General features: G+C 66.4%; 7 protein-coding genes. 5 read left to right on the top strand and 2 right to left on the bottom strand.

Annotated elements, in window-relative coordinates; genetic code table 11:
* The first annotated feature begins 83 nt into the window (after nucleotides 1–83).
* The 5 genes from OKA04_RS23750 (at nucleotide 84) to OKA04_RS23730 (ending at nucleotide 9,492) form a co-directional block, all read left to right on the top strand.
* On the top strand, nucleotides 84–2,438 hold the full coding sequence (locus tag OKA04_RS23750) for a sensor histidine kinase (RefSeq protein WP_264503724.1): 2,355 nt from the start codon (nucleotides 84–86) through the stop codon (nucleotides 2,436–2,438).
* Between the two features lie 5 nt (nucleotides 2,439–2,443).
* Nucleotides 2,444–3,073 (top strand): response regulator transcription factor, encoded by a 630-nt coding sequence (locus OKA04_RS23745; RefSeq protein ID WP_264503723.1) that lies wholly within the window; start codon nucleotides 2,444–2,446, stop codon nucleotides 3,071–3,073.
* Nucleotides 3,074–3,200: 127 nt separating this feature from the next.
* Nucleotides 3,201–3,737 carry a sigma-70 family RNA polymerase sigma factor gene (locus OKA04_RS23740; RefSeq protein ID WP_264503722.1) on the top strand — a complete coding sequence of 179 codons (537 nt, stop codon included), beginning with the start codon at nucleotides 3,201–3,203 and terminating at the stop codon, nucleotides 3,735–3,737.
* Nucleotides 3,734–5,146, top strand: coding sequence for a hypothetical protein (locus OKA04_RS23735; protein WP_264503721.1), 1,413 nt, complete (start codon nucleotides 3,734–3,736; stop codon nucleotides 5,144–5,146). The genes OKA04_RS23740 and OKA04_RS23735 overlap by 4 nt, the downstream gene beginning before the upstream one ends.
* Nucleotides 5,147–5,313: 167 nt before the next feature.
* Nucleotides 5,314–9,492, top strand: a complete 4,179-nt coding sequence (locus OKA04_RS23730; RefSeq protein ID WP_264503720.1) for a beta strand repeat-containing protein — start codon at nucleotides 5,314–5,316, stop codon at nucleotides 9,490–9,492.
* A gap of 938 nt (nucleotides 9,493–10,430) precedes the next feature.
* Here the strand turns inward: OKA04_RS23730 and OKA04_RS23725 are convergent.
* A complete protein-coding gene (locus OKA04_RS23725) occupies nucleotides 10,431–11,966 on the bottom strand; it encodes a sulfatase family protein (RefSeq protein WP_264503719.1) in 1,536 nt (511 codons plus the stop codon).
* 44 nt (nucleotides 11,967–12,010) lie between these two features.
* The gene (locus tag OKA04_RS23720) at nucleotides 12,011–14,212 is read right to left on the bottom strand and encodes an FUSC family protein (RefSeq protein ID WP_264503718.1); all 2,202 of its coding nucleotides are present in this window, start codon (nucleotides 14,210–14,212) and stop codon (nucleotides 12,011–12,013) included.
* Between the last annotated feature and the right edge of the window lie 41 nt (nucleotides 14,213–14,253).

The raw sequence follows: 14,253 nt of genomic DNA, 5'->3' as shown, positions 1-14,253 counted from the left end.
ATTTCGGCTTCACCGCGTAAATGGGCCGAAAGGTGCAATCGCGCTGTCTTCACAAGGATGGGAATCCGTCCCATAAAGACTCCATGGAATCGCATCCCGGCCAGACACTGCCGCCCTCGGCCATGGGGGGCGATTGGTTCCGCGTGCTCTTCGAGCGCAGTGCGGATGCGATGACGCTCATCGACCCGGAGACCGGCCGCTTCATCGATTGCAACGACGCATCCGCCGAGGCGATCGGGGCAAAGGACCGGCTGGAGGCGCTCGGGCTTTCGCCGCCGTCGCTCGCGCCCGAGTATCAGTCGGATGGCCAGCTCTCCACCGAGGCCGTGGTGGACCACACGCGGCTCACTCTTGAGAAGGGCAGCCACCGCTTCGACTGGCTGATGAAGCGGCTCGACGGCATCATCACCCGCGTGGACATCGTCGCCACCGTGCTGGAGGCGGACGGGCGGAAAGTCATCCTGACCACCACGCGGAATGTCGAGCGCAGCAAGCGCATCGAGGAAGACCTGCGCGTCTCCGAGTCGCGGTGGACCCGCGTCTTCGAGCAGGCACCCATCAGCATCCAGATCTTCGCGCCTGACGGGGCGAGCCGTCGGGTGAATGCCGCCTTCCGCAGGCTCTTCGAGCCGGTCGTGCCGGACCTCAGCGAGTTCAATATCCTGCAGGATCCCCAGCTCGCCGCCGCGGGACTGCGCGGGCACATCGAGCGCGCCTTCGCCGGCGAGGTGGTCAGCATTCCCTCCATCCCCTTCGAGATGCGCGTGGGCGAGGGCCGCGCTTCCAAGGGCCTCCGCTGGATCGGCTCCACCATGTTCCCGGTGGTCGATCCCGATACCGGCCAGCTCGTCGAGGTCGTCTGCGTCCATGAAGACGACACCGCGCGCAAGCAGGCCGAGATCGCCATCCAGGAGCTGAACCAATCGCTTGAGTCGAAATTCGCCGAGCGCACCACCGAGCTCCGCGAGTCCGAGAAGCGCTTCAAGGCGCTCTTCGAGCACTCGCCCGTCGGCATGGCCCGCGTCGATTGGGAGGGGAATTTCCTCCAGGTGAATTCCTCCTTCGCCCAGGTCGTGGGCTACACGCGGGAAGAGGTGGAGCGCATGAGCTACTGGGACATCACACCGCCGGAGTACAACAACGACGAGAGCGCGATCCTGGAGTCGGTGAAGGTGAACGGGCACTTCGGCCCCTTCGAAAAGGAGTATGTCCACCGCGACGGGCACCGCGTGCAGATCACCATCAGCGGCATGCTCATCGAGCGCGAGGGCGGCCAGTACGAGCTGTGGGGCATCACGCAGGACATCTCCATCCGCAAGCGCGCCGAGGAGGCGCTGCGGTCGTCGGAGAAGAAATTCCGCACTCTCTTCGAGGAGTCGCGCCAGGGCGTGATGCTGCATGATGAGCACACGTTCTTCTCCGAGGTGAATCCCGCCGCCGCGGCGATGTTTGGCCAGGAGCCATCCTTCTTCATCGGGCGGCATCCCTCGGAGCTGGCGCCGGAGTATCAGCCGAATGGCGAGCTCTCGGAAGTGGTGGCGAAGCGCGAGATCGCGAAGTGCCTCGCCACCGGCACCGCGCGCTTTGACTGGACCCACCGCCATGCGGACGGCCGGGACATCTGGATCGAGGTCGTGCTGAGCCGCATCCCGCAGGGCGACAAGAACTACATGCAGGCCGTGGTGATCGACATGTCCGAGCGGAAGCGCGCCGAGGAGGAGCTGAAGCGCTCGCTGGAGCGCGAGCGCGAGCTGAGCCAGCTCAAGAGCAACTTCGTCTCCATGGTCTCGCACGAGTTCCGCACGCCGCTGGGCATCATCCAATCGTCCGCGGAGATCCTGGACGACTACCTCGACCAGCTCGACCCCGCGGAGCGCCGCGAGCAGCTCGTCTCCATCATCAAGAACTCCCGCCGCATGGCCGGGCTCATGGAGGATGTCCTTCTGTTAGGCCGCCTCGATTCCGGACGCATGGAATTCGTCCCCCGCCCGCTCGACCTCGGCGCGCTGTGCCGGCGCATGGTGGATGAAGTCCGCTCCACCACCGACGCGCGCTGCCCCATCGACTTCTCCACGCGTGCCCTGCCGCCGGAGGCGCTCGCCGACGAGAGCCTGCTGCGCCACATCCTGCTGAACCTCCTGAGCAATGCCGTGAAGTATTCCCCCGACGGGGCCACGGTGACCTTCCGCGCAGCGTGCGAGGATGGCGCGCTCGTCTTCCACGTCCGCGACCGCGGCATCGGCATCCCGGAGCAGGATTTGCCCGGGCTCTTCGAGGCATTCCGCCGCGGGTCGAATGTCGGGCAGACACCCGGCACCGGCCTCGGCCTGGTGATCGTGAGGCAGAGCGTGGAGCTGCACCGCGGCACCATCTCCGTCGAGAGTTCCGAAAATGGCGGCACCACCTTCACCGTCCAGATCCCCTTTTCCCCAGCCTGACCGATATGAAAAAGACGATCCTCATCATCGAAGACGAGCCCGAGATGCGCCGCAATCTCGCGACCATCCTGCGGATGGAGCAGTACCACCCGGTCGTCGCGGAAAACGGCCGCGTCGGCGTGGAGGCCGCGCTGCGGGAAAAGCCGGACCTCATCCTCTGCGACGTGATGATGCCGGAGCTGGATGGCTACGGCGTGCTGCGCGAGCTGCGTGCCGACTCCGCCACGCGGGCCACCCCCTTCATCTTCCTGACGGCGAAGGGCGAGAAGCCGGACATCCGCTCCGGCATGAATCTCGGGGCAGACGATTACCTCACGAAGCCCGTCGCCAAGGCCGACCTGCTGGACGCCATCTCCTCCCGCCTCACACGCGCCGGGCAGACGGCGGTCGCCACCTTCGACCCCGACTTCAGCTCCTCCGCGCCGCTTGAAACGGCCTACGACCTCACCCCGCGCGTCGCGGAGACCCTGCTATGGCTCGCGCAGGGAAAGACGAATGGCGACATCGCCACCATCCTCGGCATCAGCGAGAGCACGGTGAAAAAGCACGTCCTGGAGATCTTCACCGCGCTGAATGTGGAGACCCGCACCGCCGCCTGCCTGCTGGCCGTGGAGGCGCTGAGCAGCAAGGAATAGGAAATAGGACGTGGCAGCCGCCCCTCGCACCACCGGCGTGCGGCGGAATGGCAAGCGGCGGAAAAAATTCGCGACCGCTGGCGAACTTCGCTTAAACCTGCCGCGAACCAAAGTCGTAGGAACAAAGGTGGATCAACGTCAAGATGCCCGGGACCTGGAGGAATTCGTCACTTCGATGACGAATTGCCAGGCCGACTTGTTCGTTTTCATCAGGATGCTGTGTGGGGATGCCCACCTCGCGGAGGACATCCGGCAGGCCGTGAATATCACCCTGTGGCGAAAGCGGGATGACTTCACTCCGGGGACGAATTTCCGGAACTGGGCCTACCGCGTGGCGGACTTCGAGGTGAAGTCCCACCTCCGCAAGCTGAGACGCCGGCAGCACCTGCCGCTCGATGACGGCCTGCTGGAGCGCTTCGCGACCGAGCTACCCGCCGCCGTGGACGAGCTGCCCGAGCGCCGGGTGGCCCTCGCCCGCTGCATGGAGCGCCTGAGCGCGAAGGACCTGGAGCTCATCCGGCACCGCTACTGGTCCGAGGGCTCGCTGGAGGTCCACGCGAAATCCACCAACCGCAGCGTCGGCACATTGAAGGCCAGGCTGTTCCAACTCCGCACCGCACTCCGGCAGTGCGTGCGTCAACGACTTCTGGAAGCACACGAATGAGATCGAAGGCGGACCAACTGGTGAATGCGTGGATCGAAGGCGACCTCTCGCCCGAGGATGAGGAGGCCCTGCGCACCCTGCTGACCGAGGACCCCGCCGCGCGCGAGGCCTGCTATGACCTGATGCTGCTGGACCAGCTCCTGGGCGAGCGTGAGGACGCCCGCGGTGCCTTCGCCCCCGGCTCCCTCACGGCCCGTCCGAAGCAGAAGTCCAGCCCCTTTGGGAAAGTGGCCGCCGCCGTGGCAGCGCTCGCCGCCGTGGTCACCGCCGGATTCTGGATCGCGAATCGCCCGGCCCCCGCAGGAAATCTCGTGGCCAGCCCGCCGATCACCGCCAGCGCGGACAGCCGCATCACCATCGCCCAGCGCGAGAATCGCGACCGGTGGTCACCCGGCGAACTTCTCCGCCTCGAGCGTGGCACCGCCGCCATCCAGCTCGGGAAGGGCGTGCTCGCGCACTTCGAGGGCCCCGCCGCCATCGAGCTGGTGAATACCCAAGGAGACATCCGGCTTTTCGATGGCCGCGGGTCATTCCAGGTCACCCCCGGCGGTCGCACTTTCAAGGTGGAGGCACCCGGCGGCGAGATCCGCGGCACGGATGGCCAATTCATCTGCCAGATTCTCCCGGACCAGGCAGCACTGGTGGAGGTGAATTCCGGAAGCGTGGAGCTCCGCCCGCACGGCAGCAACGGCACCACGAAGATCAGCTCCGGAGAAGCGATCCGGCTGGAGGGCGACGGCACGCTCACCCCCACCGCCCGGCCCTTCATCCCCTTCCGCTCCGGGCTTCCCGAGGAGCTGGCGCTCTTCCGCGATGATTTCGAGTCGCCCGAGGGCACCCTGCTCTCGGAGCACACCCCGGAACTCGGGGAAAAGTGGCAGGTGCTCGAGGAGACGAAGACGCCCACCGTCATCAAGATGGGCCTCGATACCTCCGGCGGTGCCCGTCGCCTGCTCGCACCGCTCGCGCCGCATGATCCGGGCGGCACGGGCTCGGTTTACGTCTTCTCCTTCCTGCTCAGGCCTCCCGTCTGGACCTACGACAAGGTGCAGCGGATGGATGGCTTCGAGTCGATCGCCATCGTGGATCCCGAGGGAAATGAAATCTTCAGCCTCGTGGCCGAGGCGATGAATACCCACCGGTGGCAGCTCAGGGGCGGCGGGGTGATTTCCCCACCCACTCCGGTCTGCGCCCTGTGGGATCACCAGCTCACGGTCTGCTACGGCATGGATGGCCGGGTCACGATGCACGATGGCGGCACCGCCCAGGCACCCGTGATCGCCAGCATCTGGCTGAAGCACCCGGCCCCGGTGAAGGGCCTGCTGGTCAGCAACCGCACGGGAGGCGATCTGGCCTTCCGGAAAATCGGCACATCGCTGCTTAAAGCACCTGTGACTCGTGCAGAGTGACATCTCCGTCACCTAACAAAGGGACGATTTTTTAAACCCTAGGGAAACGGGGGGCATGGAACGGCGCGCACTTTGAGGGTCCGGCCGTGGTCGGGCCTTCACGGGACGTGTCGCTAGCGCCGGAGCACCTGCCCGGCGGAGCAACCTGCCATTGTGACCTCGAGCCCATGAAATCAAGATTGCCTCTATCCACCACAGATAGCCGTCTCCCGCTGTACGTCGCCTCCCTCGCGGGGTGCCTCGCCACCACCACCAGCCTCCACGCCCTGGACTACACGTGGACCGGTGCCACGAGCAATGTCTCCAACTTGCCTGCCAACTGGAATGTCGCAGGCGCACCCGCCACCGCCGCACCCGGCGTCGCGGATAATATCCTCATCGACACCAGCACGCCGAATCCGACCAACGTCCCCGCCGGCAACTGGAGCCGCCAGGGCGCCGGCACCACCACGATCTCCGGCACCGGCATCGTCAATGTGATCACGGGATCGGGCCGTTTCCTGAACAACGGCGTCTTCAACCTGAGCGGCGGCCAGCTCAACCAGACCGGTGAATACTTCATCGTGGCCAATCCGTCCACGACCGGAGTTTTCAACCACACGGGAGGAACCCTCAATTCCACCACCACCCGCGGCTTCTTCATCTCCGACGGCGGAGGCGCCCTCGGCTCCACCTACAATCTCGCAGGTGGCACGATGAACGTCATCTCCACCGCCACCGGAAACTCCTCCGCCGACGACCGCCGTCTGCGCAGCGTCTGGTTCGGCAAGGGTGGCGAGAACTTGGTCGCATCCGGCGTCACCGGTGACACCTTCCGCATCACCAGCGGCACGGCCACCTTCACGAAGACCCACGCGACCGCCGCTTCGGACATCCTGGTCTCGCGGAACTCCGCCATCCTGCTGGAAGGCGGCAACGTCACCTTCGACAAGTACAACGAGGTCCGCCTGGGCTTCGGCACCACGAACCTCGGCACCACGGCATCGGGCGCGAACAACAACCGCCTCTCCATCAGCGGCGGCACGCTCAATATCACCGGCGGCACGAATGTCCGCGTCGGCTACGCCGATGCCGGCCTGCTCCAGATGAGCGGCGGCGAACTCAACCTCGCCGGCACCATCAACGTCGGCATCGTGGGCACCACCGGCACGCTCGCCATGACCGGCGGCACCGTCAACGTGACGACCCCGGGCACCCACGTCATCGGTGGCGGCTCGAATGGCAATGCCACCGTCAGCCTCTCCGGCAACAGCGTTTTCTCCGCACCGACTTCCAAGTGGAAGACCGGTGACTTCGGCGGCAACGCGAATGGCGGCGTCTCGAGCATCTCGCTCACGGACAATGCCGCGCTGACCCTGAAGGAACTCACCGTCGCTCACATCGGCCGCGGCGCGAACACCACCTCCGAGCCGCCGGTGCCTGCTGCCGAGGCCTCCTTCACCATGGGCGGCACCTCTTCGCTCACGGTCAGTGATTTCATCACTATCGGCCGCGATGACAATACCGCCCAGTCCGGCATCATCGGCTCGCTGAACCTGAACGGCGGCACCCTCTCGACCCAATACATCGTCAAGGGCAGCGACACCTCGACCGCCGCGAAGAACATGGTCAATGCCAACGGCGGCACCATCAAGGCGCTCGTCGAGCAGCCCGACTTCTTCAAGCTCAGCACCAACGTGGCGGGCCGCGTTTACGTGAACGTCCAGGACGGCGGCCTGAACTTCGACACGAACGGCTTCAACGTCGGCATCCAGACCCCGCTCAATGGAACGGGCGTCCTGACGAAGAGCGGCGCGGGCACGCTCAACCTCGCGGCCAATACCTCCACCCTCGGCGGCGCGCAGGTCAATGCAGGCACGCTCCAGGTGACCACCGGCAACTCGCTGCCGGGACCGGTCAACGTGGCCTCCGGTGCCGCACTGGCCGTGAATGGAAGCCCCTCCGCGGAATGGCGGATCAAGGACCTGAACCTCTCCGGTGGCTCCAGCATCTCCATCAACAACCTCGACGTGTACAACGGCATCAGCCCCGCGATCTACACGACGGACAGCCTCAACCCGACCGGCACGGTCTCTCTGAACATCAATGGTGTTTTCGGCGTCAATGACTTCCCGCTGATCGCCTACCCGGAAGGTGGCTCGATCGGTGGCGCAGGACTGTCGGCCTTCCAGCTCGGCACGCTGCCGCGCAGCATCGTGGCAAACCTGGTGGATGACACCGTCAACCACGCCCTGACCCTGCGCGTCACCGCCGTGAACCCGCTCGTCTGGCGCGGCAACTCCGGCAATGTCTGGGACGTCAACACCACCACCAACTGGAGCCTGCTCTCCGCCACGGAGAAGTATCTCAATGGCGACGTGGTGCTCTTCAACGACACCGTCACCGGCGGCCCCGAGGTCAGCGTGGTGCTCGATGCCGCCGTGACCCCGCAGAGCGTCACCTTCTCCAACGAGAGCAAGAACTACACCCTGAGCGGCACCGGATCGATCGGCGGCAATGCCCCGATCCGCCACCTGGGCGGCAGCAAGGTGACCCTGCTCACGCAGAATCCCACCACCGGCACCACCACCGTGGACTACGGGACGATGCAGTTCGGCAATGGCACCGTCAGCGGCAGCGTCGGCGGCAACCTGATGAACAGTGGCACGATGATCTTCCACCCGGCCGAGACCACCACCTTCCCGGGCTCGATCGACGGATACGGCACCTTCATCAAGAACGGCCCGGCCACCCTGATCCTCACCCCGGCCACCAACACGTCGGGCGGAGAGTTCAAAGTCAATGAAGGCACCGTCCAATTCGGCAACGGGATCTCCAACGGCCTCTTCGGCAACATGCAGCTCGATCTGGCTGCCGGAACCACCCTGCGGGTGAACCAGGCGGTCAATGCGGCGACGGGCACCATGCCCACCTCCATCCGGGGTGCCGGCGATCTCGTGATCTCGCCTACCCAATCCATCGTCACCGGCAACCTCACCCTGAGCGAGGAGTTCACCGGCATCGTGCGGGTAGAAAAGGGCCGCGTGGACGCCCGTCTGGGCGAGGCTTCCTTCGGCGGAGCGTCAAAGGTGCAGGTCCTCTCCGGAGCGCAGCTTCTGGCCTTCACCAGCACCGATCCCTACAACCAGCCGGTGGAAATCGCCGGCACGGGATCGGGTGAACCAGGCTTCCCCGGCGCGCTCCGTCTCGCTGGCAATGCCACGGCCACCTGGTCAGGCAGCGTGACGCTGACGGCCCCGGCGACCATCATGGCGCAGTTCAACTCGAACTTCACCATCAGCGGTCCGATCACCGGTGACCACCAGGCCGAGTTCAATGCGAACACCGGCACGGTAATCGTCAACCCGACCACCCCGGGCCAGAACACCTACGCCTCCACGAAGGTGACCGGTGCCTCGACGTCATATGTCACCGCGGGCAAGGCGCAGGCCTTCAGCACCGGCCCGCTCGTCGTTGACAGCGCGATCCTGAAGCTCGACGGCTACAACCAGAGCTTCGCCAGCCTGGCAGGCGCGGGCGGTGCCATCGGCAACTACCACGCCAGCACCCCGGCCACCATCACCGTGGGCTCCGGCAATGCCAGCACCAGCTACGCCGGCGTGATCCGGGACGGCGCCGCCGCCCCGCTCGCCCTCGTGAAGGTCGGCACCGGCACCCAGACGCTGACCGCGGCAACGGCCTACACCGGCAACACGACCGTCAGCGAAGGCAAGCTCGTCCTCGCCGCCTCCGCACTCGCCGATACCTCCACCGTCACCATCGCCACCGGCGCGGTGCTGGAGCTCACGGCAGACGTGGATGACGTCGTCGGCGCCCTCGTCCTCGGCGGCACCAATGTCGGCCCGGGCACCTACGATACCACCCACCCGACCTACGGCGCCTACTTCTCCGGCCCCGGCAGCCTCGTCATCGAGGGCGTCGCTGGCTTCGATGCATGGGCAGCGTCCATGGGCCTCGACGGCACCCCGGGCAAGGAAAACGGCCCGAACGATGACCCGGACCACGACGGCATCGCGAACGTCATCGAGTTCTTCCTTGATGGCAACCCGCTCGCCGGCGACCGCTCCATCCTGCCCGCCTCCACCCTGGATGCGAACTACCTCACGCTCACCTTCCGTCGTCGTGACGACGCCAGCACGAGCGTGGCCAGCCAGGCCATCCAGTACGGCAGCACGCTGAACGGCTGGACCGATGTGGTCCTCGGCACCACCGGTGGCACGGATGCGAATGGCGTCATCGTCACGATCGCCGACAACGGCACCGCTGCGGATGACATCACCGTCCAGATCCCGCGCGCGCTTGCCGTGGGCAACAAGCTCTTCGGTCGCCTCTCGGTGACGAAGTAACTCCCACCTCATAGGGTTCGAGGTTGGATCCACGAGCCGCTCCGGCATCCAGGCCGGAGCGGCTTTTTCGTGCCCCCCTGGGAGCGCCGGTCATTAGACCGGCCCGAGTCATCCATCAAAGCCCGCCTCACCACCACCGTCCGTATCGCCCCCACTGGGAACGCGGAATTCATTCCGCCCGAGTCACCCCGACTGCTGCATTCTCCAACCACAGATCAACACTGATGCACACAGATGAAGAAGGGATGGGGAGGTGATTGGGCATTGAGGAATTGAGAGATTGAGTCGGGCCTTGGCGAAGGACACTCGCCGGCTAAAGCCAGCGCTCCGCCTCCGGCACTATCCGGCTCGTTCCGACCTCCGACCTCCGACCTCCGACCTCCGACCTCCGACCTTCGCCTTCCCAGGGCCAAAGGCCCGGCCATCCCTCAGCTCCGGGCATCGCCCGGGGTAAAAGCCCGGCACAACCCGGCGGCCTGAAGGGCCGCGATACGTGGCAGGCCGCTCGATCAAGAACGCCACTCGCCACTCGCACGGAACGCCTTCACGCATCGCATGGCCATCGCCTCGTCGTCTTCCTTCCGGTCGAGACCCACCGACACGTATCGCGACCTTTCAGGCCGCCATCATTTCCCCGTCCACACCCGGGCCGATGGCCCGGGCTGAGGAATGGCCGGGCCCTTGGCCCTGAGAACCCCGATCACCCAACCCCGCCATCACATCTATCCCATATCCGCTTCGTCCCCTTCCACCTTCCACCTTCCACCTTCCACCTCCTCACCCAATCACCCAATCACCCAATCACCTCTTCCCCACCATCCCTTCTTCATCTGCGTTCATCCGTGTCCATCTGCGGTTGAAAAAATCCACCAGTCCAAGCGAAGGACACTCGCCGGCTAAAGCCAGCGCTCCGCCTCCGGCAGCTTCCGCCAAGAAACCTACTCCCCCAGCACCGGCAACAACCCCCGCACCCGCTCCGGAAACACGATCGCCTCGCCATCGTTCTCCTGCTTCGGCCCTGGCGTCGTGCGTCCTTCCCGGATCGCCTTGGCAAGCAGCGCGGCCATCTCCTTCACCCGTTCCGGTTCCTTCTCCGCGAGGTTCACCTTCTCCGCCGGATCCTTCTCCAGATCGTAGAGCTGCACCGGATAGAGCTCCTTTGCCTCCGCCGAGTCCGGCTTCGGGTCCGACCACCCGCCGGAGTCCGGGCACAGGCAGAGCTTCCAGCTCCCCTGCCGGATCGCGAAGGCCCCCTTCGCCGAATGATGAATGGTGAAGCCCCTCGCATATCCACCCTCGCCCTTCAGCAAAGGCATCAGCGAAAAGCTATCCTCCGCCGCGGTCGGCGCGATGCTTGAGAGCTTCCCGACAGCATCCGCCGCAGTGGCGAAGAAGTCATTCAGACAGATGGTCGCGGAGGAAGTCCCGCCCGCCTTCACCACCTCCGGCCAGCGCACCAGGAAGGGCACGCGATGCCCGCCCTCGAAGATGTCCGCCTTCGTCCCGCGCAGGTCACCCAGCGGCTTGTGGCCCTTCTCGAGCTGCGCCTTCAGGTCCGCATAGGGCGCGAAGCCATTGTCGGACGTGAAGATCACCAGCGTGTGCCTCGCCACGCCCTGCGCCTCCAGCTCCGCGAGCACCTCGCCGACCACCCAATCCGTCTCCATAAGGAAATCGCCATAGTCGCCGATGCCGGATTTCCCCTTCCACTCCGCGCCGGGCACGATGGGCGTGTGCGGGCTCGTCAGCGGCAGGTAGAGGAAGAAGGGCTTGTCCTTTGCCTCCGCGCTGCGGCGGATGAAGTCCCGCGACTCCCGCGCGAAATCCGGCAGGCACTTCACCGCCTCGAAGTCCGCCGCCGCCGCACCCGGCCGCAGCCACGTCTTCGTCACGCTCGGGATGGCCGTCGGCTTGTCATCCCGCAGGTAGAGGAAGGGCCCCATGTCCAGCGACGCCGGGATGATGAAGCTCTCGTCAAAGCCCTCCGCCAGCGGGCCGCGCGGCAGCTTCCCGCGATAGTCCAGCCCCCATCCCGTGCCCTCGGTCGGGCCGCTGTCCGCCTTGCGGTTCCGCGGCAGCCGCGACCAGCCGAGCCCCAGGTGCCACTTGCCGACCACCGAAGTACTATATCCTTCGTACTTCAGGAATTCCGCGACGGTCGTGCGGTCCTTCTCCAGCAGCGGCTGGCTGTTCCCCTGCAGCACTCCCTGCTTCAGCGTGGAGCGCCAGTTGTAGCGGCCCGTCATCAGCCCGTAGCGCGTGGGCGTGCAGACGGACGAGGACGTGTGCGCGTCGGTGAAGCGCATGCCCTCCGCCGCGAGCCGGTCGATGTGGGGCGTGGGTGCCTTCCCGCCCGCATGCCGCGGGTCTCCGTAGCCCATGTCATCGGCGAGGATGAAGACGATGTTCGGCGGCGCGGCCTGCGCCAACGCGCCGATCGCCAGCAGCGCGAGGAGAATGCGGGGAGCTGTCATTTCGCGGGATACTTGCCCACGGCCCGGGCACTTTCAACCGCGGGTCACGGCACGCGGCCCTTCGCCGCCAGCAGCATCGCCGCCAGCTCCGTGACGATGCGGGCGAGCTGCGGATACACCCATGGCTCGCGGAAACGCGTGGCATCGCGATGGTCGGCATCGATCTCCGGCAGCGTGAAGGCCTCCAGGGAAGCGAGCGCGGCATCCAGTCCCGCCGCTCCCGGCTGCAGAGCGCCAAAGCCCTCCGTGCAGATCCCGAGGAAGCGCGCGAGCAGCTCGGGATGGCGCGTGCGCTGGTCATTCAGATGCACCGTCACCACGGACAGCGCATTGGTCACGCGCTGGTTCCCATTCGCCAGCGCGGCCGCCTGCTCCAGCCCATCGCGACGGCTTCTCGGGTCGGCGGTCATGCGGCGCAGCGAGGAGAAGACCTCGCTATTCGCCGACTCCGCGGTGCGCCGGTGTTGCAGCAGCTCCTCGTCATGCGGACGCCCGTCTTCCAAGCGCATGACCACCTCGCGCAGGTAGCCGAGGTTCGCCCCCAGCGCCTTCCCCATGATCTCCGGGAAGCGCTGCCGCTCCCACACCGGCCAGAAGATCAGCGCGGCGATGAGTGCCAGCGACCCGCCCGCCAGCGTGCAGCCCAGCCGCTCCAGCGTGATCGCCAGCGTCACCGTCTGATGTGCCTCCAGCAGCAGCACCACATTCAGCGTGATGAAGATCACCGCGATGCCGTAACTACGCTTCACGTAGTAGGAGAAGAGCGCGATGGTCACCGCCACCGCGGCGAGCAGCACGCCGAGCGGCGGATGCAGCCACAGCACGCTGCTCGCGATGATGCCGCCCGCCAGCGTGCCCAGCATGCGCTCCGCGGCGCGCTTCCGCGTCGAGCCGAAGTCCGGCTGCAAGACCACGATCATCGAGAAGGGCAGCCAGTAGCCGTGCGGGATCTCCAGCACCTTGAAGACGATCACCCCCGCTGCCACCAGCACCACCATGCGCGCGGTGTGGCGCACGAGCGCGGGATCGATCCTGCCCCGCAGGTTCAGCGACGCGGCGAGCGGCCGCAACGTGAGGGTGTGGAGATCGAAGAGCTCCAGCGAGAATGCCCCGCGCTCGCTCGCCCGGTCGAGCGTCGCGCCCAGCGCCTCGCGGAGCGCGGGCAATTGCTCCTCGATCTGCCGCAGGATGTCGTCGAGCTGTCCGCCCGCCGCATCATCGCCGAGACGCGACCGGATCTGCGAACGCAGCACCGCGAGCAGATTCTCCAGACGCGCGAGCCGCACTTCGAATGCCGCGAGGTGCGACGCCTGCCGCGACACCACGGCGAGCGCCACCATGCGCGCGGAATTCGACAGCGATGCCAGCACGGGCGCGAATCCCGCGGCGAGCGGCGCGGAGGAAGACGAGGCACCGCGCGTCATCGCCGCCTCCAGCGAGGTATTCAGCACGATCACCCGCAGCGTCAGGCGCGCTGCGGCGAGATTCAGCCGCTCCAGGTGATACGGCAGCTTTCCGGGCAACGCATTCGCTTCCGCGAGCACCGCCTGCGTCTGATTCAGCGTGGTCCGCAGATCGGCCTGCCGGTGCACGATCGCCTCGTGCCGCCCCTCTCCCTCCATCGCCAGCGCATCGAGCAGGTCCGCCAGCGCGAGCCAGCTCTCCGCCACCGTGCGGCGCAGCGGATGCTGCGGGTGGAATGGCCAGCCGAGCACCTGCAGCAGCACGCCGAAGAGCCCGCCCGCCAAGGCACCGAGCGCGGGATGGATCGCATCCGGCCGGGTGGTGTGCGGCGAGAGCGAGATGAGGAACATGAGGCCGGTGCCGATCGCCAGCCCCGGCCCGTGCTCGCTGCTCAGGTGACGCCACAGCCCGCCCGCCAGGCTCACCAGCACGCAGCCCAGCACCGCGAGCGGCAGGCTCTCCATGCCCAGCACCCCCAGCGCGGTCGCGATGGCCAGCACCGCGCTCATCGCGAGCAGCAGGCCCAGCCGCAGCGAGTATGCCCCGCGGACATCCACCAGCGCGATGGTGTGCGCGGCGATGCACGGGAAGACCAGATCCACCGGGATGCCGCCGAAGAGCGCGACACACAGCGGCACCATGAATGCCACCGTCCCGCGGATCGCGCGGTTCAGGTCCGGCCGCAGCGATTCACGCTCCAGGATGCCTTGGAAGAATTCCTTTGGGCCGGTGACCGGCATGCCGGAAGCCTCGCGGAGATCCCGCCCGGCGATCAACGGCAATCGGCGAATTCATTTTCATGAGTGCCCGAAAAGATTCCGCG

The organism is Luteolibacter flavescens (assembly GCF_025950085.1).
In the GTDB taxonomy this organism is placed as follows: domain Bacteria; phylum Verrucomicrobiota; class Verrucomicrobiia; order Verrucomicrobiales; family Akkermansiaceae; genus Haloferula; species Haloferula flavescens.
Note: the sequence above shows the minus strand (reverse complement) of the source record. Positions and strands in the feature narration are given on the sequence as shown.

Coding starts and splice junctions, on each gene's coding strand:
- OKA04_RS23730 (WP_264503720.1), top strand. CDS start 5,314: ATGAAATCAAGATTGCCTCTATCCACCACAGATAGCCGTCTCCCGCTG.
- OKA04_RS23735 (WP_264503721.1), top strand. CDS start 3,734: ATGAGATCGAAGGCGGACCAACTGGTGAATGCGTGGATCGAAGGCGAC.
- OKA04_RS23725 (WP_264503719.1), bottom strand. CDS start 11,966: ATGACAGCTCCCCGCATTCTCCTCGCGCTGCTGGCGATCGGCGCGTTG.
- OKA04_RS23745 (WP_264503723.1), top strand. CDS start 2,444: ATGAAAAAGACGATCCTCATCATCGAAGACGAGCCCGAGATGCGCCGC.
- OKA04_RS23750 (WP_264503724.1), top strand. CDS start 84: ATGGAATCGCATCCCGGCCAGACACTGCCGCCCTCGGCCATGGGGGGC.